23 protein-coding genes are annotated in these 23,510 nt (G+C 71.2%); 14 read left to right on the top strand and 9 right to left on the bottom strand.

From position 1 onward, the window contains the following. From M8J74_RS25905 to M8J74_RS25895, 3 genes are all read right to left on the bottom strand, one after another. Positions 1 to 404: TerD family protein (locus M8J74_RS25905; RefSeq protein WP_249838753.1), on the bottom strand; the 404-nt coding region annotated here is incomplete at its 3' end. 113 nt (positions 405 to 517) lie between these two features. Continuing rightward, positions 518 to 976, bottom strand: a complete 459-nt coding sequence (locus tag M8J74_RS25900) for a peroxiredoxin (protein ID WP_058925543.1) — start codon at positions 974 to 976, stop codon at positions 518 to 520. A gap of 117 nt (positions 977 to 1,093) precedes the next feature. Then, on the bottom strand, positions 1,094 to 1,525 hold the full coding sequence (locus M8J74_RS25895) for a DUF3052 domain-containing protein (RefSeq protein ID WP_058925542.1): 432 nt from the start codon (positions 1,523 to 1,525) through the stop codon (positions 1,094 to 1,096). Between the two features lie 370 nt (positions 1,526 to 1,895). On the opposite strand from M8J74_RS25895, the gene aceE reads away from it, so the two are divergent. Together aceE and M8J74_RS25885 are read left to right on the top strand one after the other, a co-directional pair. Next, a complete protein-coding gene (gene aceE / locus M8J74_RS25890; RefSeq protein ID WP_249838752.1) occupies positions 1,896 to 4,643 on the top strand; it encodes a pyruvate dehydrogenase (acetyl-transferring), homodimeric type in 2,748 nt (915 codons plus the stop codon). Positions 4,644 to 4,720: 77 nt separating this feature from the next. Continuing rightward, complete coding sequence (locus tag M8J74_RS25885) at positions 4,721 to 5,458, top strand: potassium channel family protein (protein WP_249838751.1); 738 nt, start codon at positions 4,721 to 4,723, stop codon at positions 5,456 to 5,458. A 66-nt stretch (positions 5,459 to 5,524) separates the two neighbouring features. On the opposite strand, the gene M8J74_RS25880 is transcribed toward M8J74_RS25885, so the two are convergent. Next, on the bottom strand, positions 5,525 to 5,833 hold the full coding sequence (locus M8J74_RS25880) for a small hydrophobic protein (protein WP_249838757.1): 309 nt from the start codon (positions 5,831 to 5,833) through the stop codon (positions 5,525 to 5,527). 219 nt (positions 5,834 to 6,052) lie between these two features. Beyond that, positions 6,053 to 7,672 (bottom strand): MFS transporter, encoded by a 1,620-nt coding sequence (locus M8J74_RS25875; protein WP_249838750.1) that lies wholly within the window; start codon positions 7,670 to 7,672, stop codon positions 6,053 to 6,055. Between the two features lie 66 nt (positions 7,673 to 7,738). On the opposite strand from M8J74_RS25875, the gene M8J74_RS25870 reads away from it, so the two are divergent. The 3 genes from M8J74_RS25870 (at position 7,739) to M8J74_RS25860 (ending at position 10,590) form a co-directional block, all read left to right on the top strand. After that, the gene (locus tag M8J74_RS25870) at positions 7,739 to 8,365 is read left to right on the top strand and encodes a TetR family transcriptional regulator (protein ID WP_058925537.1); all 627 of its coding nucleotides are present in this window, start codon (positions 7,739 to 7,741) and stop codon (positions 8,363 to 8,365) included. A gap of 92 nt (positions 8,366 to 8,457) precedes the next feature. Further along, on the top strand, positions 8,458 to 9,675 hold the full coding sequence (locus M8J74_RS25865) for an alpha/beta hydrolase (RefSeq protein WP_249838749.1): 1,218 nt from the start codon (positions 8,458 to 8,460) through the stop codon (positions 9,673 to 9,675). Between the two features lie 57 nt (positions 9,676 to 9,732). Next, a complete protein-coding gene (locus tag M8J74_RS25860) occupies positions 9,733 to 10,590 on the top strand; it encodes a DUF4429 domain-containing protein (protein WP_249838748.1) in 858 nt (285 codons plus the stop codon). Positions 10,591 to 10,617: 27 nt separating this feature from the next. Here M8J74_RS25860 and M8J74_RS25855 read toward each other — a convergent pair whose 3' ends face one another. Beyond that, positions 10,618 to 11,109, bottom strand: coding sequence for a MerR family transcriptional regulator (locus M8J74_RS25855; RefSeq protein WP_249838747.1), 492 nt, complete (start codon positions 11,107 to 11,109; stop codon positions 10,618 to 10,620). A 96-nt stretch (positions 11,110 to 11,205) separates the two neighbouring features. On the opposite strand from M8J74_RS25855, the gene M8J74_RS25850 reads away from it, so the two are divergent. Together M8J74_RS25850 and M8J74_RS25845 are read left to right on the top strand one after the other, a co-directional pair. Further along, entirely contained in the window at positions 11,206 to 11,676 is a 471-nt protein-coding gene (locus M8J74_RS25850; RefSeq protein WP_249838746.1) for a GNAT family N-acetyltransferase, read from the top strand. 19 nt (positions 11,677 to 11,695) lie between these two features. Continuing rightward, on the top strand, positions 11,696 to 12,523 hold the full coding sequence (locus M8J74_RS25845) for a serine hydrolase domain-containing protein (RefSeq protein ID WP_249838745.1): 828 nt from the start codon (positions 11,696 to 11,698) through the stop codon (positions 12,521 to 12,523). On the opposite strand, the gene M8J74_RS25840 is transcribed toward M8J74_RS25845, so the two are convergent. Beyond that, complete coding sequence (locus M8J74_RS25840; RefSeq protein WP_249838756.1) at positions 12,520 to 13,176, bottom strand: pirin family protein; 657 nt, start codon at positions 13,174 to 13,176, stop codon at positions 12,520 to 12,522. The genes M8J74_RS25845 and M8J74_RS25840 overlap by 4 nt on opposite strands. 96 nt (positions 13,177 to 13,272) lie before the next feature. Here M8J74_RS25840 and fasR point away from each other — a divergent pair, with 96 nt between their 5' ends. The 5 genes from fasR (at position 13,273) to fabF (ending at position 18,194) form a co-directional block, all read left to right on the top strand. Next, entirely contained in the window at positions 13,273 to 14,478 is a 1,206-nt protein-coding gene (fasR, locus tag M8J74_RS25835) for a fatty acid biosynthesis transcriptional regulator FasR (RefSeq protein ID WP_058925530.1), read from the top strand. Positions 14,479 to 14,567: 89 nt separating this feature from the next. After that, positions 14,568 to 15,485: an ACP S-malonyltransferase gene (locus M8J74_RS25830; RefSeq protein ID WP_249838744.1), complete on the top strand. Its 918-nt coding sequence runs from the start codon at positions 14,568 to 14,570 to the stop codon at positions 15,483 to 15,485. Positions 15,486 to 15,507: 22 nt separating this feature from the next. Continuing rightward, positions 15,508 to 16,509: a ketoacyl-ACP synthase III gene (locus tag M8J74_RS25825; protein ID WP_249838743.1), complete on the top strand. Its 1,002-nt coding sequence runs from the start codon at positions 15,508 to 15,510 to the stop codon at positions 16,507 to 16,509. Between the two features lie 81 nt (positions 16,510 to 16,590). Then, positions 16,591 to 16,839, top strand: coding sequence for an acyl carrier protein (locus M8J74_RS25820; RefSeq protein WP_015660680.1), 249 nt, complete (start codon positions 16,591 to 16,593; stop codon positions 16,837 to 16,839). An 83-nt stretch (positions 16,840 to 16,922) separates the two neighbouring features. Next, the gene (fabF, locus tag M8J74_RS25815; protein WP_249838742.1) at positions 16,923 to 18,194 is read left to right on the top strand and encodes a beta-ketoacyl-ACP synthase II; all 1,272 of its coding nucleotides are present in this window, start codon (positions 16,923 to 16,925) and stop codon (positions 18,192 to 18,194) included. 147 nt (positions 18,195 to 18,341) lie between these two features. Here the strand turns inward: fabF and M8J74_RS25810 are convergent, their stop codons facing one another. Beyond that, a complete protein-coding gene (locus M8J74_RS25810) occupies positions 18,342 to 18,836 on the bottom strand; it encodes a DUF3145 domain-containing protein (protein ID WP_058925526.1) in 495 nt (164 codons plus the stop codon). 260 nt (positions 18,837 to 19,096) lie between these two features. On the opposite strand from M8J74_RS25810, the gene M8J74_RS25805 reads away from it, so the two are divergent. Both M8J74_RS25805 and M8J74_RS25800 read left to right on the top strand, forming a co-directional pair. Then, positions 19,097 to 19,972, top strand: coding sequence for an SGNH/GDSL hydrolase family protein (locus M8J74_RS25805; protein WP_249838741.1), 876 nt, complete (start codon positions 19,097 to 19,099; stop codon positions 19,970 to 19,972). Positions 19,973 to 19,998: 26 nt separating this feature from the next. After that, a complete protein-coding gene (locus M8J74_RS25800; RefSeq protein WP_249838740.1) occupies positions 19,999 to 20,970 on the top strand; it encodes an aldose epimerase family protein in 972 nt (323 codons plus the stop codon). Between the two features lie 89 nt (positions 20,971 to 21,059). On the opposite strand, the gene M8J74_RS25795 is transcribed toward M8J74_RS25800, so the two are convergent. Further along, positions 21,060 to 23,501: a beta-glucosidase family protein gene (locus M8J74_RS25795; protein ID WP_249838739.1), complete on the bottom strand. Its 2,442-nt coding sequence runs from the start codon at positions 23,499 to 23,501 to the stop codon at positions 21,060 to 21,062. Between the last annotated feature and the right edge of the window lie 9 nt (positions 23,502 to 23,510).

Here is a 23,510-nt window from a genome sequence, read left to right as displayed (position 1 = left end):
GCCTGGTTGACGACGCGGATGAACGCGTTGCGGACCTGACCGAAGGACTGCTGGCGGTTCTCGGCGTCGTAGATCGAGACCGGGAAGACGATCTTGTCGACGTCCGCGGGGACGCCCGCGAGGTTGACCTTGATCTGCTCGTCGTCGCCCTCGCCCTCACCGGTGAGGTTGTCGCCGGTGTGCTCCACCGAGCCGTCGGGGCTCTTGAGGTTGTTGAAGAAGACGAAGTTCTGGTCGTTGCCGACCTTGCCGGAGTTGTTCAGCAGCAGTGCGCTGGCGTCGAGGTCGAAGTCCGTGCCGGTCGTGGTGCGGACGTCCCACCCCAGACCTACGATGACCGCGGTCAGGCCGGGGGCCTCCTTGGTCAGCGATACGTTGCCGCCCTTGCTGAGGCTGACTCCCACGAGTCCTCCATTGGTGTCCAGGGGCGGGGAGCCCCGCCGTGCGTATGACATCGGATCAACGAATCGATCCTAGTGACGGGTTCCCGTCCCCCGCAGGCCCTGGGACCTGAGAATCACAGGGTGTCGAGCGCCTTGACGTACTCGCCGAGGTCGCGGGCGTCCGGCAGGGCGTTGACGACGGTCCAGCGCACGACGCCCTCCTTGTCGATGACGAAGGTGCCGCGCACCGCGCAGCCCTTGTCCTCGGCGAAGACGCCGTAGGCGCGGGAGACCTCGCCGTGCGGCCAGAAGTCGCTCAGCAGCGGGTACTCCAGGCCCTCCTGCTCGGCGAAGACGCGCAGGGTGTGGATGGAGTCGTTGGACACGGCGAGCACCTGCGTGTCGCGGTCCTCGAACTTCGGCAGGTTGTCGCGCAGCTCGCACAGCTCCCCGGTGCACACGCCGGTGAAGGCGAAGGGGTAGAAGAGCAGGACGACGTTCTTCTCGCCGCGGAAGTCGGAGAGCTTCACCGCGCGGCCGTGGTTGTCCTTGAGCTCGAAGTCGGGGGCCTTGTCGCCGACCTGGATCGCCATCGAAGTACGTCCCTTTCCGTGGGGCTGTTCGGGTGGCTCCCACCCTACGCAGCGCTCACGGAGGGACGACGGACGGGCCGAGGAGTCCCGGCCCGTCCTTCATGCAGCTGCTCGGGGCTACTTCTTGGACTTGGCCGCCTTGGGCGTCACCAGCCGGCTGCCGCTCCAGTCCTTGCCCACGCTGACGCTCTTGGAGGCCGACAGCCCCGCCGTCGTCGCGGCTTCGGAGATGTCGCTGGGCTCCACATAGCCGTCACGGCCGGTCTTCGGCGTGAGGAGCAGGATCGAGCCGCCTTCTTCGATGTACGTGGTGGCGTCCACCAGCGCATCCGTCAGGTCGCCGTCCTCGTCGCGGAACCAGAGCACCACGGCATCGGCGACGTCGTCGTAGTCCTCGTCCACCAGGTCGCTGCCGATGACTTCCTCGATGGACTCGCGGAGTTCCTGGTCTACGTCGTCGTCGTAGCCGATCTCCTGGACCACCTGCTCGGGCTGGAACCCCAGCCTTACGGCAGGGCTCGTCTCCGCGTGGTCCGCGGTCGCGCTCACGGGTTGCCTCCTGATCATGTCTTGGAACGGGGGTCCCCCCTCGGGGGGAGTTCAGCCACGCGCGTGCGCGAAGCGTTGGCCGTAGTCCACACGGGCGGGACGGATCGCGCAAGTACCCGGCCGTTCAGACCGCCGAAACGGTGACGTTCCGGGCCGTGTCACCCCAACTCCGTGCGCGACACCCACGCCCTGCGTGACCTACACCACACCTTTGTGCCCTCTTTGCGGCTTTGGGAACCCGGCCGACCCGGCGGGTGCCCCGGTTACCCCACAGTAGAGATGACGTTTGCTTTCCCGAGGTCCACGATGGGGAACGGTGCAGGCATACCGAAAAGCAGCTCAAACAGCCCTCTGACAGGTAAGGACCAGCGTGGCTTCCGGATCCGATCGCAACCCGATCATCATTGGCGGCCTTCCGAGTCAGGTTCCTGACTTCGACCCCGAGGAAACCCAGGAGTGGCTCGACTCCCTCGACGCCGCCGTCGACGAGCGGGGCCGGGAGCGGGCCCGCTATCTGATGCTGCGGCTGATCGAGCGGGCCCGCGAGAAGCGTGTGGCCGTGCCCGAGATGCGCAGCACGGACTACGTGAACACCATCCCCACCAGGGCCGAGCCGTTCTTCCCGGGCAACGAGGAGATCGAGCGCAAGGTCCTGAACGCCACCCGCTGGAACGCCGCGGTGATGGTCTCCCGCGCCCAGCGCCCCGGCATCGGGGTCGGCGGCCACATCGCCACCTTCGCCTCCTCGGCGTCCCTCTACGACGTCGGCTTCAACCACTTCTTCCGTGGCAAGGACGACGGTCTCGGCGGCGACCAGGTCTTCTTCCAGGGGCACGCCTCACCCGGCATCTACGCGCGCGCTTACCTGCTCGACCGGCTGACCGAGGAGCAGCTGGACGGCTTCCGCCAGGAGAAGTCGAAGTACCCCAACGGGCTGTCCAGCTACCCGCACCCGCGTTCCATGCCAGACTTCTGGGAGTTCCCGACCGTCTCGATGGGCCTCGGCCCGATCGGCGCGATCTACCAGGCGCGGATGAACCGCTACATGCACGCGCGCGGGATCGCCGACACCTCGAAGTCGCATGTGTGGGCGTTCCTCGGCGACGGCGAGATGGACGAGCCGGAGTCGCTCGGCCAGCTGTCCATCGCCGCCCGTGAGGGCCTGGACAACCTGACCTTCGTCGTCAACTGCAACCTGCAGCGCCTCGACGGCCCCGTCCGCGGCAACGGCAAGATCATCCAGGAGCTGGAGTCGGTCTTCCGCGGCGCCGGCTGGAACGTGATCAAGCTGATCTGGGACCGCTCCTGGGACCCGCTGCTCGCCCAGGACCGGGACGGCGTGCTGGTCAACAAGATGAACACCACGCCGGACGGCCAGTTCCAGACCTACGCCACCGAGACCGGCGCGTACATCCGGGACCACTTCTTCGGTGACGACCAGCGGCTGCGCGCGATGGTCGAGAACATGACCGACCACCAGATCCTGATGCTGGGCCGCGGCGGTCACGACCACCGCAAGATCTACGCGGCGTTCAAGGCGGCCAAGGAGCACAAGGGCCAGCCGACGGTCATCCTGGCCAAGACGGTCAAGGGCTGGACGCTGGGCCCCAACTTCGAGGGCCGCAACGCCACGCACCAGATGAAGAAGCTGACGGTCGACGACCTCAAGCGCTTCCGCGACCGGCTGCACCTGCCGATCTCCGACAAGGAGCTGGAGTCCGGCGCGCCGCCGTACTACCACCCGGGCCGGAACTCGGAGGAGATCCAGTACATGCACGACCAGCGCAAGCAGTGCGGCGGGTACGTCCCGACGCGTGTCGTGCGCTCCGAGCCGCTGCGACTGCCGGACGACAAGACGTACGCGAGCGTGAAGAAGGGCTCCGGGCAGCAGTCGATCGCCACGACCATGGCCTTCGTGCGGCTGCTGAAGGACCTCATGCGGGACAAGGAGTTCGGCAAGCGGTTCGTGCTGATCGCGCCGGACGAGTACCGCACGTTCGGCATGGACTCGTTCTTCCCGAGCGCGAAGATCTACAACCCGCTTGGCCAGCAGTACGAGTCCGTGGACCGGGACCTGCTGCTCGCGTACAAGGAGTCGCCGACCGGGCAGATGCTGCACGACGGCATCTCGGAGGCGGGCTGCACGGCGTCGCTGATCGCGGCGGGCTCGGCGTACGCCACGCACGGCGAACCGATGATCCCGGTCTACGTCTTCTACTCGATGTTCGGATTCCAGCGCACCGGCGACCAGTTCTGGCAGATGGCCGACCAGCTGGCGCGCGGTTTCGTGCTGGGTGCGACCGCGGGGCGTACGACGCTGACCGGTGAGGGGCTGCAGCACGCCGACGGCCACTCGCAGCTGCTGGCCTCGACGAACCCGGGCTGTGTCGCCTACGACCCGGCGTACTCGTACGAGATCGCGTACATCGTGCAGGACGGTCTGCGGCGGATGTACGGGGGCTCCGAGGAGCACCCGCACGGCGAGGACGTCTTCTACTACCTGACCGTCTACAACGAGCCCATCCAGCACCCGGCCGAGCCGGCGAACGTGGACGTCGAGGGCATCCTCAAGGGCGTGCACCGGCTCTCCGAGGGCACCTCCGGCTCGATCCCGGCGCAGATCATGGCGTCCGGTGTGGCGGTGCCGTGGGCGGTGGAGGCGCAGAAGATCCTCGCCGAGGAGTGGAACGTCAAGGCGGACGTCTGGTCGGCGACCTCCTGGAACGAGCTGCGGCGCGAGGCCGTGGCGTGCGAGGAGCACAACCTGCTGCACCCCGAGGAGGAGCAGCGGGTGCCGTACGTGACGCGGAAGCTGTCGGGGGCGCAGGGGCCGTTCGTGGCGGTGTCCGACTGGATGCGGTCGGTGCCGGACCAGATCGCGCGGTGGGTGCCGGGGACGTACCAGTCGCTGGGCGCCGACGGTTTCGGCTTCGCGGACACCCGGGGTGCGGCGCGGCGGTTCTTCCACATCGACGCGCAGTCGATCGTGGTGGCGGTGCTGACCGAGCTGGCCAAGGAGGGCAAGGTCGACCGGTCGGTGCTGAAGCAGGCGATCGACCGGTACCAGCTGCTGGACGCGTCCGCGGCGGACCCGGGAGTGGCGGGCGGCGACGCGTAGCCCGCGCCGGCGGCCGAGCGGTGAGGGGCGGTGGGCTGTGGTCCCGCCGCCCCTCACCGTTTCCCTACGATGCGGGCATGGAGCAGCAAACGGCGCAGGCGCGCTGGGAACACCACACGCAGCGGCCGCTGCTGGCGCTGACCGTGGTGTTCGCCGTCGCGTACGCCGTGCCGATCGTGGACCACTCGGCGGGCCATGCGCTGACGCAGGCGTGCACCGTGGTCGAGTGGGTGGTGTGGGGGGCCTTCGCGGCGGACTACGTGGCACGGCTGGCGCTCGCGCGGCGCCGCAAGGAGTTCGTGCGCCGGCACTGGATAGACCTGTGCGCGGTGGTGCTGCCGATCCTGCAGCCGCTGCGGCTGCTGCGCATGGTCGCGACGCTGCTGCTGGTGGGACGCCGGGCCCGGATGGCCCACCAGATCAGGCTGACGACGTACGTCGGCGGGGCGGTCGTCGGGCTGCTGATGTTCGGCTCGCTGGCGGTGCTGTCGGTCGAACGGGACTCGCCGGACGGGAACATCCGCACGCTGGGTGACGCGCTGTGGTGGTCGTTCACGACCATGACGACCGTCGGGTACGGCGACCACGCCCCGACCACCGGGCTGGGCCGGATGATCGCCGTCGGCCTGATGCTGTCCGGCATCGCGCTGCTGGGTGTGGTCACCGCGAACATCGCCGCCTGGTTCCTGGCCCGCTTCGAGAAGGACGACGCGGAGGAACAACGCCAGACCCAGGCCATCGAGGCCCTGACGGAGGAGGTCCGGGCCCTCAGGGCGGAGGTGGCGGCACTGCGCGAGGTCTCCGACCGCCTGTAGGCCGGCCACCGCGTGGGTGGTCCCCCGGCCCATCAAACCGGGGGACCCTTCCTCACTCGCCCCCGGTCAGAACAGGCCGTTCCCCGGGGTCGCCGCTCCCGCCAGCCAGACGACGGCCAGGAGCGTGTCGATGGCGCCCAGAACGAGCGCGACCAGAGCCGGCACCGGACGGCTGCCCGCCCAGCTGCGGCCCATGGCGAGCCAACCGCAGACGACCGCCACAGGGCCGAGGATGATCCCCAGCACGAAGAACCCGGCGACCGCGCAGATGACTCCGATGATCCCGAGCGTCGCGCGATCCGGCCCGGTCCGTGACCACGTCCGGCCACGTGAGCGGGGGTACCTGCGCGTTCCATGTCCGAAGCCCGCCATCATCAACTCCCTGAACCCCGGGGTCTGTTCGGGGTTCAAACAAGCGGGTACCCCCGTTGCGGCGGCTAATCACCGGTCGCGTCACCGGTGCTTCGGCGCGCTGTCCCCCTCCGGCAGCGCGCCGCAGCACCGGTCACCCCCTGCGGAGGGCTTGACCCACTGTGACCTGCGGCGTGCGCCGAAGGGGAGCGATCTTTAGCCTCTTCACCCTGATAGGGGAAGTCAGATGTGGCCGACGCCCGCGCCCGCCTCGGCGTTCTCGCCGCGCTTGGTCAGCAGGGCGACGAGGACGGCCACGGTCGCGACCCCGCAGGCCACCAGCGAGGCCAGGCTCATGCCCGAGATGAACGTGTCGTGCGCGACGCCCGTGATCTTCGCGACAATCGGCTCCGGGGTGCCCTTGGCGACCGGGGCGACTCCCACCTGGACCGCCTCGGACGCCTGGTCGAGCTGGCCCGGGGTGAGCGGCGGCAGGCCCGCGGCCTTCCAGTTGCCCGCGAGGTCGTTGTCGACCTTGGAGGCCATGACGGCACCCAGCACCGCCGTACCGAGGCTGCCGCCGATCTGCATCGCCGCCTGCTGCAGGCCGCCGGCGACGCCGGACAGCTCCATGGGGGCGTTGCCGACGATGACCTCCGTGGCGCCGACCATGACCGGCGCGAGGCCGAGGCCGAGCAGGCCGAACCAGATCGACATCAGGGCGCTGCCGGTGTCGACCTTCAGCGTCGACATGCCGTACATGGCGACCGCGGTCGCGATCATGCCGCCGGCCAGCGGGACGCGCGGGCCGAGCTTGGTGATCGCCACGCCCGCGAGCGGCGAGGCGACGATCATCATGCCGGTGAGCGGCAGCAGGTGGAGACCGGCGTCGATGGGGCTCATGCCGTGCACGTTCTGGAGATAGAACGTCACGAAGAACAGGCCGCCCATGAAGGCGATGGCCATGAGGACCATGAGGACCACGCCCGCGGACAGCGGGACGGAGCGGAAGAGGCCGAGCGGGATCAGCGGCTCCCTGACCTTCGTCTCCCAGACGGAGAAGAGGGCGAAGCCGAGGACCGACGCGGCGATGAAGGCCCAGGTCTTGCCGTCGCCCCAGCCCCAGGCCGGCGCCTTGATCAGGGCCCAGACCAGGCAGAACATGGCGGCCGACAGCAGGGCGATGCCCAGCAGGTCGAAGGAGCGCGGGGCGTTCTGCGCGCGGTGGTCGAGCAGGATCAGCAGGCCGAGCAGCAGGGCGATCGCGCCGACCGGCACGTTGATGAAGAACACCGACTGCCAGTTGACGTGCTCGACGAGGACGCCGCCGAGGATCGGGCCGCCCGCAGTGGAGGCGCCGATGACCATGCCCCAGATGCCGATCGCCATGTTCAGCTTCTCGGCCGGGAAGGTCGCCCGCAGCAGGCCCAGCGCGGCCGGCATCAGCAGGGCGCCGAACAGGCCCTGGAAGACGCGGAAGGTGACGACCGCGGCGATGCTGTGCGACAGCCCGATGGCACCCGAGGCGGCGGCGAAGCCGGTCACGCCGATCAGGAAGGTCTGGCGGTGGCCGAAGCGGTCGCCGAGCTTGCCCGCGGTGATCAGGGAGACCGCGAGGGCCAGGAAGTAGCCGTTGGTGATCCACTGGACGTCGGCGAAGCTCGCCTTGAGGTCCTTCTGGATGGCCGGGTTGGCGATGGCCACGATGGTGCCGTCCAGGGCCACCATCATGACGCCCACGGCCACGGTGATCAGGGTGAACCAGGGGTGGCCGCGCAGCCCCGAGGACTGCGGCGACTCCTCCGACGGGACTGCCGGCGCCTTGTCCTCCGGCCCCGTCGTACCGATGGTCTGACTAGTCATGTGTTCGAGGCTAGTGTCAGCCGCTGACAATTGACAAACCAGTTCACAAGTCGGTAACTGACGCGTATGGAAACACTCCGCGAACGCAAGAAGCAGCGCACCAGGGACGCGCTGCTGCGGGCCGCCGTCGAACTGTTCACCACGCGCGGCTACGAGCGGACGACCGTCGACGACATCGCCGACGCGGTGGACGTCTCCCAGCGCACCTTCTTCCGCTACTACGCGGGCAAGGAGGAGGCCGCCCTCGCCCTTCAGGAACTTGTCGTGACCCGGTTCGTGGCGGCGGTGCGCGAGCGGCCGGCCGAGGAGGCGCCGATGGAGGCGCTCAAACAGGCGGTCCTGGAGGGCTGGCAGACCCTCAACGAGGTGATCGAGGCCGTCGTACCGGTCGAGCTGTACCTGCGCATGTACCGGGTGATCGAGTCGACCCCGGTCCTGCTCGCCGCCCATCTGCGGCGCAACATGGAGATCGAGGAGGCCATGGCGCGGGTGCTCGCCGAGCGCGAGGGCCTGGACGTGGAGGCCGACCCGCGGCCGCGGCTGGCGGTGGCGGTGTTCGGCGGGGTGATGCGGGTGACCGAGCGGCAGTGGAGCACGGGCGAGGACTTCAGCCTGGAGGCCATGCGCGCGCTGACGATCTCGTACCTCGAACAGGTGGGACCGGCACTCACGGAGAACTGGCGGACACGCTGAGAGACAGTGAGCCCGACGCCACGTTTATCGAAACGTGATACCCGTCACTCGGCTCACGCGAGACCCGCTCGTTCTCCTAGTGTGTCCTTCCAGTGACTTCCTTCGACACCTCCCCGCAACTGAACGTCTGGCGCGCACTGCTCGCGCTGGCCGTCGTCTTCGTGATGCTGGCGACCACCGGCTGGACCGCCCTGCGCAGCCACGGCGCGAAGACCCCGCTCCAGGCCTCGCTGTCCTCCTGGGAGCACGGCCGGATACACGGCCACGCGCTGCCGGACCCGGACGCCTCCCCCACCCGCCTGGCCCGCTTCTTCTCCTCGCTCACCGCCCAGGAGCGCGCGCTGCTCGCCCGCCGCTACCCGCTCGCGGTCGGCAACATGAACGGCGCCCCCGTCGCCCTGCGCTACCGCGCCAACCGTCTCGCGCTGGACTCCCAGCGCAGGGTCGAGCTGCGGCGCATGCGCGACAACCGCCTCTCGCCCGCCGGGCAGCAGGAGGCGGGCCGCCGTATGCACCGCTACGAGTCGCTGCTGCAGCGCGGGCGGCACATCCTCGCCTTCGACCCCGACGGCAACGGGCGCATCGCCGAGGTGTTCGGGAACCTGGAGCGGGCCCGGCGGGTCTCGGTGATCGTCCCCGGCGTCGACACCGACCTGCTCACCTTCCAGAAGACCTACCGCCCCTACTCGGCGCCCGTCGGCATGGCCAAGTCGCTGTACGCCGCCGAGCGGGACGCGAGCCCGACGACGCGGACGGCCGTGATCGCCTGGGCCGACTACACGGCACCGGCCGGGCTCGGCATCGACTCGGCGACGGGCACGCGCGCGCGGGACGGCTCGGTACGGCTGAACGCCCTCCTCGGGGCGCTGCCCGGCAGGGCCCCGGTCTCGCTGTTCTGCCACAGCTACGGCTCGGTCGTCTGTGGGGTCGCCGCGCACGCGCTGCCGCGCCGGGTGTCCGACATCGTCGCGGCCGCCAGCCCCGGCATGCGCGTCGAGAGGGCGGCGAACCTGCACACCTCCGCGACAGTGTGGGCGATGCGGGACGCCACGGACTGGATCCAGGACGTGCCCTATCTACAGCTCGGCGGGCTCGGGCACGGCGCCGACCCGGTGTCGGCGGCCTTCGGGGCGCGGGTGCTGTCGGCGCAGGGCGCCAAGGGCCACGCCGGGTACTTCGAGCCCGGTACGGCGAGCCTGCTGAACTTCGCGGAGATCGGGGTTGGCGCGTACCGGTCGGTGGTCTGCGCACGCGAAGACGGCGTGTGCAGCGCGGGTTTGTCCGGTACGACGACGGCCGGACGCGCGTAGAGGCGCAGAAACTGCGGTCTGCGCGAGGTGGCGACGAAGGAGCGGACCACGCATACGATGAGCCGCATGGGTGACGTACTGGCCGGATTTCATGCCGCCTGGGAGTTCGAGTCCGACTCCGTGCTCATCCGTTACGAACGGGGGATTCGGACACCCAGGCTGTTCCAGGCGCTCGGGGAGCGCCGTGTGCCGCTCGATGCGATCGCGGGGGTGACGCTGACGCCGGGGCGGCGCGGGACGGTGGTGGTGCGGGCCGAGCTGCGCGAGGGCGCCGATCCGCTGCTGGACGCGGCGGCCGGGCAGCTGAAGGAGACCTGCGATCCCTACCGGCTGGTGCTGCCCGCCGACAAGGAGACGCTGGCCGAGTACTACGTCGACGAGCTGCGGCCGCTGCTGGACGGCGGCGGCCCGGTGGACCGTCATCTGGTGGCCGCGCCCGAGGCGCCGCGCCAGTTCAAGGCTTACGACGCCAAGGCGTCCTTCGACGGCAGGACGGTCAGCTTCCGCTGGTTCTGGACGGGGGCGTCGTCGGCGAAGTGGAAGGCCGGGGACCAGGTCTTCGACATCGACGAGCTGAGCGGGGTGGAGTGGCGCTCGCCGGAGGTGTTCGAGGGGCATCTGCGGCTGCTGCGGCGCGACGGGGCGGGTGCGCCGGCGCAGGCCGACCAGGACCCGGCGTCGGTGGTGTTCGGGCTCGGGTACGGGCCCGTCCACGAGTCGCTGCCGTTCGCGGCGGCCGTGCTGGGGGCGATACGGCGGCGCGGGGCCGCCGCGGTCGTTCCCGCGGCGGCCCCGCGCCGTGATCCCGCCGACATCGCCGAGCGCATCCGTCACCTGGGCGAGCTGCATCAGGCCGGGCTGGTGACGGACGAGGAGTTCTCCACGAAGAAGGCGGAGCTGCTCGCGGAGCTGTGAGTCACTCCCGCCCGGCGGACGCGAACGTCATGTCCGCGTACCGGTCGGTCGTCGCACCTTCTCCGCCTCGTAGGCGCGGGCGCGGTCGGCATCGGCGTAGAAGCTGATCTTCCGGTCGAGCACCGCGAGGGTGTCCTGCAGCTCCGCGATCCGGGTGAGCACGTCCCGGCGGGTCGCCTCCAGCAGTTCGAACCGCTCGCCGAAGGTGTGGTCGCCCTCGCGCACCAGCTCCGCGTACCGCACCATGTCGGCGACCGGCATGCCGGTGAGCCGGAGCTTGCCGACGAAGTCGAGCCAGTCGAGGTCGCGGTTGCTGTAGCGGCGCTGGCCGGTGTGGGAGCGGTCGACGTGCGGCATCAGTCCGATGCGCTCGTACCAGCGCAGGGTGTGCGCCGTCAGCCCGGTGAAGGCGACGACCTCGCTGATCGTGTAGCTGTCCTGGCCTTCGGGGCGCCGGTGCGGGTGGGGCGGGGCTCCGCAGGAGTCGGTCCTGGTAGGGGTGGTCTCCATCACCGTCATGCCCTCAAAGCTATGGCCTTCGAGTGCACTCCAAGCAAGCGGAACCGGTAAGAAATCGGCAGACGTTCGCTCGGGACGGCGGCTAGCGTGCCCCGCATGAGTCTCGTACGACGTGCCGGGTCCGCGGACGCCCGGGAGGTGCTGCGGCTGCGTCAGGTGATGATCGACGACCTGCCCGGCGGGGACGGTTCGGTGGAGTGGCACGAGGAGTCGCTGCCGATCCTGGCACAGCGGCTGGGTGAGGCGGACGGGGACTTCGCGGCATTCGTCGTCGACCATCCGGAGCGGCCGGGCGCGCTGGCGGCGCTGGTCGTCGGGACGGTCGACTACCGGATCGGCAAGGCGGGCAATCCGCGCGGCCGGTCCGGCTACGTCTTCAGCGTGGCGACCGATCCGGAGGCGCGGCGCCGCGGCTACGCCCGCGCGTGCATGGAGGAGCTCCTGGCGTGGTTCCGCGAACGGGGCGCCGGGCAGGTCATGCTCACCGCCTCCGCCGAGGCCGAGCCGCTCTACGCCTCCATGGGCTTCGCCCACAAGCCGGACCCCACGATGATGCTGAGGCTCTGAGCGGCTTAGGCTCGGCGGCATGTCCTTGGAGAGCCTTGCGTTGATCGAGAACTGGCCGGTTTCCACCGCGGCGGCGGGGGTCGTGCGGGCCGACGGTGCGGTGCTGGGGGTCCACGGGCCGGCCGACCGTGCCTTTCCGCTGGCGTCGGTCACCAAGCCGCTCGCGGCGTACGCCGCCCTCGTCGCGTACGAGGAGGGGGCAGTCGAGCTCGACGAGCCGGCCGGGCCGGCGGGATCGACGGTGCGGCACCTGCTCGCCCACACCTCCGGGCTGGCCTTCGACGAGCACCGTGTGACGGCCCCGCCCGGTGAGCGCCGCCTGTACTCCAACGCCGGCTTCGAGCAGCTCGGCGACCACATCGCCAAGGCGACGGACATCCCGTTCGGCGAGTATCTGCGGCAGGCGGTGCTGGAGCCGCTGGGCATGACGTCGACGACGCTCGACGGCTCCCCCGCGAAGGACGGCGTCTCCACCGTGGCCGACCTGCTGCGGTTCGCGGCGGAGGTGCAGGCGCCGCGCCTGCTGGACCCGCGCACGGTCGCTCAGGCGATGACCGTCCAGTACCCGGGGACGAAGGGCGTCCTGCCGGGCTACGGCCACCAGAACCCCAACGACTGGGGCCTGGGCTTCGAGATCCGCGACTCCAAGTCCCCGCACTGGACGGGCGCTTCCTCCTCGCCGCGCACCTTCGGGCACTTCGGCCAGTCGGGCACGTTCCTGTGGATCGACCCGGACGCGGGGATCGCGTGCGCCGCGCTGACGGACCGGGCCTTCGGGCCGTGGGCCGTGGAGGCGTGGCCGGCGTTCACCGACGCGGTGCTGGCGGAGGCCCGCCGGGCCGGCTAGCCCGCCGTCATCTCCCACATCAGCAACTCGGCGGCCGTCACCGCGATCGCCTCCAGGTCCTTGGCGTCCGTCAGGCGGGCCGCGTCGCCCTCACCCAACTCCTCTCCCTCCAGGGCCACTTCGCCGCGCACGACGTGTACGTAGACGAAGGGGCCGTCCGGGACCGCGGTCCGCTCCCCCGCCGACAGACGGCGTACGTGCAGCATCGCGGCCGCCTCCGGGACCGCGTAGGGAGTGGAGTCGGCGATGCCCCGGACGATCTCGTACGACGGGGTGCCGCCGGGGCGCAGCGGGGCCAGCCACATCTGGACGAAGGTCAGGGGCTCGGTGGTGTCGTTGCGTTCGACGTGGCGCACGCCCGCCGCCGAGCTGAGGCGCTGGACGTCGCCGGGGCGCACCCGGGTCTCGTGGCCCGCCGAGTCCCGGTGCGTCAGCTCGCCCTCGACCACCCACGTCACGATCTCCGTGTGGCTGTGGGGATGTTCGTCGAAGCCGGCGCCGGGGGCGAGGCGCTCCTCGTTGCAGGCGATGACCGCGCCGAAGCGGAGGTTGTCGGGGTCGTAGTGCGGGCCGAAGGAGAAGGCGTGCCACGACGCGATACCGGCCGCCGCGTCGCCCCCCGGGTAGCGCTCAGCAGCGCGCCGTACGTCCATCACCCGTCCCACGGTAGCGGCGCGGACGGCGCCGCGTGGCGGCCACCGGCAACCCTGCGGCGCACGCCGTCGTCCGGATAAGGCAGTCTTGTCCCCGTGCCCGAACCCGAAGCCACCAGGCCCGAAGCAGCCCATACCGCCGCACATCAGCACTCCGCGACCCTGAAGCGGCTGGAGAAGTCCTCGGGGTCCCTCGCCGCGCAGGCCATCGCGCGCATGGACGAGACGCTGCCCTGGTACCGGGCCATGCCACCGGAGAACCGTTCCTGGATCGGGTTGGTCGCCCAGGCCGGCATCGCGGCCTTCACCGAGTGGTTCCGGCACCCCGACGCCCCGCAGGCCATCTCCACCGACGTCTTCGGCACCGCCCCGCGCGAGCTGACCCGGGCCATCACGCTGCGGCAGACCGTGGAGATGGTGCGCACGACCATCGAGGTCATGGAGTCGGCCATCGACGAGGTCGCGGCGCCCGGCGACGAGAGCGTGCTGCGGGAGGCGCTGCTGGTGTACGCCCGCGAGATCGCCTTCGCCACCGCCCAGGTGTACGCCCAGGCCGCCGAGGCACGCGGTGCCTGGGACGCCCGCCTGGAGTCCCTGGTGGTCAACGCGGTGCTCAGCGGGGAGGCCGACGAGGGGGCAGTGAGCAGGGCGGCCGCGCTCGGCTGGAACGCGCCCGAGCATGTGTGCGTCGTGCTGGGCACGGCCCCGGACGGGGACTCCGAGCTGACCGTCGAGGCGATCCGGCGGGCCGCCCGGCACGCCAAGCTGCAGGTGCTGACGGGGGTGCTCGGCGACCGGCTGGTCGTGATCGCGGGCGGCAGCGACAATCCGCTGGCGGTGGCAAAGTCCCTGATCGGGCCGTATGCGGCGGGGCCCGTGGTCGCGGGGCCGGTGGTGCCGGACCTGCTGGCCGCGACCCGGTCCGCGCAGGCCGCCGCCGCCGGACTCAAGGCGTGCTCGGCGTGGCAGGACGCCCCGCGCCCGGTACTGGCGGACGATCTCCTTCCGGAGCGCGCCATCGCCGGGGACCCCGGTGCGCGCGAGCAGTTGGTGGAGGAGATCTACAGACCACTGGAGGAGGCGGGGTCGGCTCTCCTGGAGACGCTCGCCGTGTATCTCGAACAGGCGTCCAGTCTGGAAGGCGCGGCCCGGATGCTCTTCGTCCATCCGAACACCGTGCGCTACCGGCTTCGACGTGTGACTGACGTCACCGGCTGGTCGCCCTCTGATGTACGTTCGGCGTTCACGCTGCGGATCGCGCTGATCCTGGGGCGTCTGGCCGATGGAGATCTACCGGCCTAGTCTTTTGTCGGGGCTCCACAAAACCCCCTCGTGTTCTTCGTCCCTGTCCCCACGGGCGGCCGCGCCCGTCCACAAGAGAGAGTGTGAGAGTGCTCGTACTCGTCGCTCCCGGCCAGGGCGCCCAGACGCCCGGCTTCCTGACTCCCTGGCTCGAACTGCCCGGCGCCGCCGACCGCGTCGCCGCCTGGTCGGACGCCATCGGACTGGACCTCGCCCACTACGGCACACAGGCCGACGCCGACGCCATCCGCGACACCGCGGTGGCGCAGCCGCTGCTGGTCGCGGCCGGAATCCTGTCCGGCGCGGCACTGGGTGACATCCTGCCCGGCGCGGTCGCGGGCCACTCCGTCGGCGAGATCACCGCCGCCGCCTTCGCCGGCGTCCTCGACGACACCGCCGCGCTGACCCTCGTACGCAAGCGGGGTCTGGCGATGGCCGACGCCGCCGCGATCACCGAGACCGGCATGTCGGCGCTGCTCGGCGGCGACCCCGAGGTCTCCACCGCCCACCTGGAGCGGCTGGGGCTGACCGCGGCGAACGTCAACGGCGCGGGCCAGATCGTCGCCGCGGGCACGCTGGAGCAGCTCGCCGCGCTGAACGAGGACAAGCCCGAGGGCGTCCGCAAGGTCGTCCCGCTGAAGGTCGCGGGCGCCTTCCACACGCACCACATGGCCCCGGCCGTCGACGCGCTGGCGAAGGCCGCCGCGGACCTCGCCCCGGCCGACCCGAAGGTCACGTACGTCTCCAACAAGGACGGGCGGACCGTCGCCACCGGCGCCGAGGTCGTCGAGCGGCTGGTCGGCCAGGTCGCCAACCCGGTCCGCTGGGACCTGTGCATGGAGACGTTCAAGGAGCTCGGCGCGACCGCGATCATCGAGGTCTGCCCCGGCGGCACGCTGGTGGGCCTGGCCAAGCGCGCCCTGCCCGGCGTGCAGACGCTCGCGCTCAAGACCCCCGACGACCTCGACGCGGCCCGCGCGCTCATCACCGAGCACGCACAGGCCTGACGCCCTAAGGAGCCGTACGAACATGTCGAAGATCAAGCCCAGCAAGGGCGCCCCGTACGCGCGCATCCTCGGCGTGGGCGGCTACCGTCCGACGCGGGTCGTGCCGAACGAGGTGATCCTCGAGACGATCGACTCCTCCGACGAGTGGATCCGTTCGCGCTCCGGCATCCAGACCCGGCACTGGGCCTCCGACGAGGAGACCGTGGCCGCGATGTCGATCGAGGCGTCCGGCAAGGCCATCGCCGACGCCGGGATCTCCGCCGAGCAGATCGGCGGCGTGATCGTCTCGACCGTCTCGCACTTCAAGCAGACGCCGGCCGTGGCGACCGAGATCGCCGACAGGCTGGGCACGAACAAGGCCGCCGCCTTCGACATCTCGGCCGGCTGCGCGGGCTTCGGCTACGGCCTCACCCTCGCCAAGGGCATGATCGTCGAGGGCAGCGCCGAGTACGTCCTCGTCATCGGCGTCGAGCGGCTGTCCGACCTCACCGACCTGCACGACCGCGCCACGGCCTTCCTGTTCGGCGACGGCGCGGGCGCGGTCGTGGTCGGCCCCTCCCAGGAGCCCGCGATCGGCCCGACCGTGTGGGGCTCCGAGGGCGACAAGTCGGAGACCATCAAGCAGACCGTGCCGTGGACGGACTACCGCGAGGGCACGGTCGAGAAGTTCCCTGCGATCACGCAGGAGGGCCAGGCGGTCTTCCGCTGGGCCGTGTTCGAGATGGCGAAGGTCGCCCAGCAGGCGCTGGACGCGGCCGGGATCAGCGCGAACGACCTGGACGTCTTCATTCCCCACCAGGCCAACGAGCGGATCATCGACTCGATGGTGAAGACGCTGAAACTGCCGGAGCACGTCACGGTCGCGCGCGACGTGCGCACCACCGGCAACACCTCGGCCGCCTCGATCCCGCTCGCGATGGAGCGGCTCCTGGCGACCGGTGAGGCGAAGAGCGGCGACACCGCGCTCGTCATCGGCTTCGGGGCGGGTCTCGTCTACGCCGCGACTGTCGTTACCCTCCCCTAGGCACTGCGTGCCGGATCACGAACGGTCCGGACCCGCAGGACACTGCCAAACCCTCTGGATCACAAAGAAGGAGCGCCTGACATGGCCGCCACTCAGGAAGAGATCGTCGCCGGTCTCGCCGACATCGTGAACGAGATCGCCGGCATCCCGGTTGAGGACGTCCAGCTGGACAAGTCCTTCACCGACGACCTGGACGTCGACTCGCTGTCCATGGTCGAGGTCGTCGTCGCCGCCGAAGAGCGCTTCGACGTCAAGATCCCGGACGAGGACGTCAAGAACCTCAAGACCGTCGGCGACGCGACCGACTACATCCTCAAGCACCAGGCCTGAGTTCCTGCTCGGGTCGGACGCTGACCGGCCCCGCCACCCGGCGGTGGCGCCGCTTAATCCTCGTAATTGGAGAAAGAATTCCCGTGAGCCCGACCAATCGCACCGTGGTCGTCACCGGTATCGGCGCAACCACACCGCTGGGTGGCGACGCAGCCTCTACCTGGGAGGGTCTGATCGCCGGCAGGTCCGGTGTGAAGCCCCTGGAGCAGGAGTGGGCCGCCGATCAGGCGGTCCGCATCGCCGCGCCCGTCGCGGTGGAACCCACCGAGGTCATCCCCCGGCCGCAGGCCCGCCGCCTGGACCGCTCGGCGCAGTTCGCGCTGGTCGCCGCCAAGGAGGCGTGGGCGGACGCCGGTTTCGAGGGCAAGGCCGGTGAGGACCCGAAGGTCGACCCGGACCGTCTCGGCGCGGTCATCGCGTCCGGCATCGGCGGCGTGACGACCCTCCTCGACCAGTACGACGTGCTCAAGGAGAAGGGCGTCCGCCGCGTCTCCCCGCACACCGTCCCCATGCTGATGCCGAACGGCCCCTCCGCCAACGTGGGCCTGCTCGTGGGCGCCCGGGCGGGCGTGCACACGCCGGTCTCCGCGTGCGCCTCCGGCGCCGAGGCCATCGGCTACGCCATCGAGATGATCCGCACGGGCCGCGCCGACGTCGTCGTCGCCGGTGGCACCGAGGCGGCCATCCACCCGCTGCCCATCGCCGCGTTCGGCAACATGATGGCGATGTCCAAGAACAACGAGGACCCCGAGGGCGCCTCGCGTCCCTACGACACGGCCCGTGACGGCTTCGTGCTGGGCGAGGGCGCGGGTGTCGTCGTCCTGGAGTCCGCGGAGCACGCCGCCAAGCGCGGTGCCCGCGTGTACGCCGAGGCGGTCGGGCAGGGCATCTCCGCCGACAGCCACGACATCGTGCAGCCCGAGCCGGAGGGGCGGGGCATCTCGCACGCCCTGCAGAACCTGCTGGAGCGCACCGACCTGGACCCGTCGGAGATCGTGCACGTCAACGCGCACGCCACCTCGACGCCGGCCGGTGACATCGCCGAACTGAAGGCGCTGCGCAAGGTCTTCGGCGACGACGCCGACCACATGGCCGTCTCCGCGACCAAGTCGATGACCGGTCACCTGCTGGGCGGCGCGGGCGGCATCGAGACCGTCGCGACCGTGCTCGCCCTGTACCACCGGGTGGCCCCGCCGACGATCAACATCGACAACCTCGACCCGGAGGCGGAGGCCGCCGCCGACGTCGTCCGCGGCGAGGCCCGGAAGCTGCCCGTGGAGGGCCGTATCGCCGCGCTGAACGACTCGTTCGGCTTCGGCGGGCACAACGTGGTCCTGGCGTTCCGCACGGTCTGAGAGCGCCGTTGAACGCAAATGGCCCGGTCTCCGGTGGGAGATCGGGCCATTCGCCGTCGTGTCGGTCCGTTCACGGCCGGGTGCGGGTGCGTTGTGGCCGGTCGCGCAGTTCCCCGCGCCCCTGGGCCGGATGCCCTTGAGGTCGGCTCAGACGACCTGGTGGAGCCACCGCACGGGTGCGCCCTCGCCCGCGTAGCGGAACGGCTCCAGTTCGTCGTCCCACGGCTTGCCCAGCAGCTTGGCGATCTCCGCCTCCAGGTCCGTCTCGTCCCGCTGGGAGCGGACCAGGGCGGCCCGCAGACGGTCCTCCGGGATCAGGATGTCGCCGTGGATGCCGGTGACGGCGTGGAAGATGCCGAGGTCGGGAGTGCAGCTGTAGCGCTCGCCCTCGGCCGTGGGGCAGGGCTCGGCCGTGACCTCGAAGCGCAGCAGGTGCCAGCCGCGCAGCGCGGAGGCGAGCTTGGAGGCGGTGCCCGCCTGGCCCTGCCAGGAGAACTCCGAGCGCCAGGTGCCCGGCGCGGCGGGCTGCCGGATCCAGTCGAGGTTGACGCGCGTGCCGAGCACCCCGGCGACGGCCCACTCGACGTGCGGGCACAGCGCGCGCGGCGCGGAGTGCACGTACAGAACTCCACGAGTCGTCACCGGGACCTCCGGGCAGAGCGGGACATCTTGCGAACTGGCGAACGGCCGTGGCCGGGGGAACCACGTTGATGGCGAGGCTACCGTGCGGCGGCGCAAGGAGTGTGACGTACCGTCGGTCCCGATGCGCCGAAACCCCCGCCATTCACCCGGCAGGACGCTTGTACGGGTGCGAACCGTTGCGCGCTGCCGGGTTCGGGAACTCCCGCGCGTTGTCATGAGGGGGGACCTCCCTGCACGCCGACCGAGGGGAACAGCAGCGGATGCGGAAGCCCAGCCACCGTTCACGGACCGTTCTCGCCGTCATGGCGGCGGCCGTCCTGGGCGTCGCCGGCTGCGACGCGGTCGGTGGCGACGAGGCGGCGCCCACGCACAGCGCGAAGCGGGCGCCCGCCTGGGACGTCAGCCCGACCTCCGTCGCGGCCGTCGGCGACTCCATCACCCGCGGCTTCGACGCGTGCACGGTCCTGTCGGACTGCCCGGAGGTGTCGTGGGCGACCGGGTCCAGCACCGAGGTCGACTCGCTCGCCGTCCGGCTCCTGGGCAGGACGAAGGCGGCCGAGCGGAGCTGGAACTACGCGGTGACGGGCGCGCGGATGGCCGATCTGCCGGGGCAGATCACGCGGGCCGTGGCGAGGAAGCCGCAGCTGGTGACGGTGATGGTGGGGGCGAACGACGCCTGCCGGGTCTCGACGGCGGCGATGACCCCGGTGGCCGACTTCCGGTCCGACTTCGAGGACGCGCTCGCCACCCTGCGCAAGGCGCTGCCGAAGACGCAGGTGTACGTGGCGAGCGTGCCGAACCTGAAGCGGCTGTGGTCGCAGGGCCGGACGAACGCGCTGGGCAAGCAGGTGTGGAAGCTGGGCATCTGCCCCTCCATGCTGGGCGACGCGGACGCGCTGGACTCGGCGGCGATGCTGCGGCGCAACACCGTGCAGAAGCGGGTGGAGGAGTACAACAAGGTGCTGCGCGAGGAGTGCGGCAAGGACCGGCGGTGCCGCTTCGACGGGGGCGCGGTGTACGCGTACCGCTTCGGGACCGCGCAGTTGAGCCACTGGGACTGGTTCCACCCGAGCGTGGACGGTCAGGCACGGCTGGCCGAGATCGCCTACCGGACGGTGACCGCCCGGCACTCCTGACAGGCACGTGACTTAGAGTTCCGCTCATGAGCGAACACTTCGGCACACTTTCCGACGGCACCCCGGTGGAGCGCTGGACCCTGGAGCGGGCCGGCGTGCGGGTGCGGATCCTGTCGTACGGCGGGGTCGTGCAGTCGGTGGAGATCCCGGACCGGGACGGGCGTGCCGGGAACGTGGTGCTGGGGTTCGCCGGTCTGGACGACTACGTCGAGCACCCCGGGCCGTATCTGGGCGCCCTGGTCGGCCGGTACGCCAACCGCATCGCCGGCGCCCGCTTCACGCTGGACGGGGTGACGTACGAGCTGGAGCCCAACAACGCCCCCAACTCCCTGCACGGGGGCCCGCGGGGCTTCGACAAGCGGGTGTGGGAGGTCGTTCCGGTCGAGCACGGGGTGCGGCTCGCCAGGGTCAGCCCGGACGGCGAGGAGGGCTTCCCCGGGCGGCTGGAGGTGACGGCCACCTACACGCTGGACGCCGACGGCTCGCTGCGCATCGCCTACGAGGCGGTGACGGACGCGCCGACGCCGGTGAACCTGACCAACCACTCGTACTGGAACCTCGCCGGCTCCGGCGACGCGGGCGGTCACGAACTGCGGCTCGCCGCCTCCCGGTACACGCCGGTGGACGCGGATCTGATCCCGACCGGTGTCCTTCAGGACGTCACGGGCACGCGCTTCGACTTCCGGCAGGGCAGGAAGGTCGGCTCGGGCTTCGACCACAACTTCGCGCTGGACGGCGGGGTGACCGAGGCCGCCCGCGAGGTCGCCGAGCTGTACGACCCGGCGTCCGGGCGGGTGCTGACCGTGGCGACCACCGAGCCGGGACTGCAGCTGTACACGGCGGACCACCTGCCCGAGCCGTTCACGCCGGGCGACGGGGTGGCGCTGGAGACCCAGCACTTCCCCGACTCCCCGAACCGGCCGGAGTTCCCGGACACGGTGCTGCGGCCGGGCGAGGTGTTCCGCTCTCAGACGGTGTACGGCTTCGGGGTGCGCTGAGAGTGCGCTGATGCGCACTCCGCCGGGCTTGCCCCGGTCCAGGGGTCAGGTCCCGGACCGGGGCCGCTCGTGGGGGAGGTCGTCCCGGATCAGACGTTAATCGTCGCGGTGAGGCGACGGTCGGCGATCGAGCGGCTCACCTGAATCTCGTACGAACCCTTCACAAACGACCACGAGCCGACCACGTCGTCCCACACCTCGAAGGCCCGCCGCGGGATCTCGACGACCGCCTCGGCCGTCTCGCCGGGGCCCGCCTCGACGCCCGCGAAGCCGGCGAGCAGGCGGGCCGGGCGGTCGGGGCCGGGCTCGGTGGGCGCCAGGTAGACCTGGACGACCTCGCGGCCGGCCCGCTGTCCGGTGTTGCGGACGCGGACCCTTGCGGTGGTGCCCTCGACCTCGACGGACTCGTACGCCCAGTCGGTGTAGCCCAGGCCGTGGCCGAAGGGGTACGAGGGGGTCCTGCCCTCCTTCTCCCAAGCGCGGTAGCCGATGAACACGCCCTCGGTATAGGGCAGTTCGCCGTTCTCGGGGGTGACCCGGGTGACCGGGGCGTCGGCCAGGGAGCCCCAGGTGGTGGGCAGCCGGCCGCCCGGCTCGTGGGCGCCCGTCAGGACGTCCGCGAGGGCGGCGCCGCCCTCCTGGCCGGGGAACCAGCTCAGCAGCACGGCGGCGACCTCGTCGCGCCACGGCAGCTCCACCGGGGAGCCGGAGTTGACGACCACGACGGTGTTCGGGTTGGCGGCGGCGACCGCGCGGACCAGGTCGTCCTGACGGCCGGGCAGGGCGAGGTCCTTGCGGTCGTAGCCCTCGGACTCGACGCGGTCGGTGGTGGCGACCACCACGACGGCCGTGTCGGCGGCCCGGGCGGCCGCCACGGCCTCGGCGATCAGCTCGTCGGCGTCGCGCGTCGGTTCCTGGTGGGCCAGGGCGAAGGCGACGACCTTGAAGGGGATGTCCTCGGGGAGGGCGTAGACGTGGGTGAGGGAGACCTCGACCGGTTCGCCCGCGGTCAGTTCGGGCTCGGCGCGGGCCACGGGGGCGCCGAAGAACGCCTCGAAGGGGTCGCTGTCGTCGGCGGGGAGCTGGACGTCGTCGAAGTACGTCGTCCCCGCGACGGTGAGGGTGAAGTGGCCGGTGCCCTTGATGCCGAAGGTGTGCGGGCCGGTGTCGCGGGGGGTGAAGGTGCCGGTCAGCTCGACGGTGTGCAGGCTCTCGTGGGTGACGCCCTCGGGGAGGTCGGAACCCATCCACTGGATCTGGCCGCTGGGGGCGGAGCCGGTGCCGATGACGTTCCCGTCGGCGTCGCGGCACACGGCCTTCAGCGCGAAGCCCTTGTCGGCGACGGCGAGTTCGGTGTTGGGGTCGGCGCCGACGGCATAGGTCAGGGTGCCCTCGGGGAGGGCGGCGGTGAGGCCGTCGAGCGGGGAGACGGTCCGGGCGGGGAAGACGGTGGCGGAGCCGCCGCCGAGGACCCGGGCGTCGCGGGCGGCGGCGCCGAGGAGGGCCACCGTGCCGGGCCTGAGCGGGAGGGCCCCGCGGTCGTTCTTCACGAGGACGAAGGAGCGGCGGGCGATCTCGCGGGCCAGGGCCTCGCCGTCGACGGCCGCGGGCGGTGCGGTGACGGCCGGCTCGGCGCCGTCCAGGGCGCCGACGCGGGCGGCGAGCCGCAGGACGTTGCGGACGGCCTCGTCGACGACCGCCTCCTCGACGCGGCCGTCGCGCACGGCCTGGGCGAGGGGGGCGCCGTAGACGGTCTGCGGGCCGGGCATGGCGACGTCGAGGCCGCCGTGCAGGGCGGCGACCGTGTCGCGGGCCGCCATCCAGTCGGAGACGTTGTAGCCGTCGAAGCCCCATTCGCCGCGCAGCACCTCGTTCACGAGGTGGCCGTGCTCGGTCATCGTCGTGCCGTTGACCGTGTTGTAGGCGGTCATGACGCCCCAGGGGCGGGCGCCGGCGACGATCATCTCGAAGGGCGTCAGGTACAGCTCGCGCAGGGCGCGCTCGCCCACCAGGTTGTTCACCGTGAAGCGGTCGGTCTCGGCGTCGTTGGCGACGAAGTGCTTGACCGTGGTGCCGACGCCGCCCTGCTGCACGCCGGTGACGTACCCGGTGCCGATGCGTCCGGTCAGGTACGGGTCCTCGCTGTAGGCCTCGAAGTGGCGGCCGCCGAGCGGGGAGCGGTGGAGGTTGACGGTCGGGGCGAGCAGCACGTGCACGCCCTTGCGCCGGGCCTCCTGGGCGAGCAGGGTGCCGGCGCGGCGGGCGAGTTCGGGGTCCCAGGTGGCGGCGAGGGCGGTCGGTGAGGGCAGGGCGACGGAGGGGTCGTCGGCGGTCCAGCGCACGCCCCGGACGCCGATCGGGCCGTCGGACATGACGAGCGACCTCAGCCCGATCTCCGGCAGGGCGGGCAGGGACCACATGTCCTGGCCGGACAGCAGCCGGGCCTTGGCGTCCAGGTCCAGTTTGCCGAGGGCCGCCTCGACGGCCGCCTCACGGGCCTGGTCGGCCGGGTTTCCCGGGGTTGCCGCCATCGCGGTGCC

The organism is Streptomyces panaciradicis (assembly GCF_023516615.1).
Lineage (GTDB): Bacteria > Actinomycetota > Actinomycetes > Streptomycetales > Streptomycetaceae > Streptomyces > Streptomyces panaciradicis.
Note: the sequence above shows the minus strand (reverse complement) of the source record. Positions and strands in the feature narration are given on the sequence as shown.

Bases quoted from the DNA above. Each gene is read 5' to 3' on its own strand.
- M8J74_RS25900 (WP_058925543.1), bottom strand. From the start codon at position 976: ATGGCGATCCAGGTCGGCGACAAGGCCCCCGACTTCGAGCTCAAGGAC.
- M8J74_RS25885 (WP_249838751.1), top strand. From the start codon at position 4,721: ATGGAGCAGCAAACGGCGCAGGCGCGCTGGGAACACCACACGCAGCGG.
- M8J74_RS25880 (WP_249838757.1), bottom strand. From the start codon at position 5,833: ATGATGGCGGGCTTCGGACATGGAACGCGCAGGTACCCCCGCTCACGT.
- M8J74_RS25875 (WP_249838750.1), bottom strand. From the start codon at position 7,672: ATGACTAGTCAGACCATCGGTACGACGGGGCCGGAGGACAAGGCGCCG.
- M8J74_RS25870 (WP_058925537.1), top strand. From the start codon at position 7,739: ATGGAAACACTCCGCGAACGCAAGAAGCAGCGCACCAGGGACGCGCTG.
- M8J74_RS25860 (WP_249838748.1), top strand. From the start codon at position 9,733: ATGAGCCGCATGGGTGACGTACTGGCCGGATTTCATGCCGCCTGGGAG.
- M8J74_RS25855 (WP_249838747.1), bottom strand. From the start codon at position 11,109: ATGACGGTGATGGAGACCACCCCTACCAGGACCGACTCCTGCGGAGCC.
- M8J74_RS25850 (WP_249838746.1), top strand. From the start codon at position 11,206: ATGAGTCTCGTACGACGTGCCGGGTCCGCGGACGCCCGGGAGGTGCTG.
- M8J74_RS25845 (WP_249838745.1), top strand. From the start codon at position 11,696: ATGTCCTTGGAGAGCCTTGCGTTGATCGAGAACTGGCCGGTTTCCACC.
- M8J74_RS25840 (WP_249838756.1), bottom strand. From the start codon at position 13,176: ATGGACGTACGGCGCGCTGCTGAGCGCTACCCGGGGGGCGACGCGGCG.
- M8J74_RS25825 (WP_249838743.1), top strand. From the start codon at position 15,508: ATGTCGAAGATCAAGCCCAGCAAGGGCGCCCCGTACGCGCGCATCCTC.
- M8J74_RS25820 (WP_015660680.1), top strand. From the start codon at position 16,591: ATGGCCGCCACTCAGGAAGAGATCGTCGCCGGTCTCGCCGACATCGTG.
- M8J74_RS25805 (WP_249838741.1), top strand. From the start codon at position 19,097: ATGCGGAAGCCCAGCCACCGTTCACGGACCGTTCTCGCCGTCATGGCG.
- M8J74_RS25800 (WP_249838740.1), top strand. From the start codon at position 19,999: ATGAGCGAACACTTCGGCACACTTTCCGACGGCACCCCGGTGGAGCGC.
- M8J74_RS25795 (WP_249838739.1), bottom strand. From the start codon at position 23,501: ATGGCGGCAACCCCGGGAAACCCGGCCGACCAGGCCCGTGAGGCGGCC.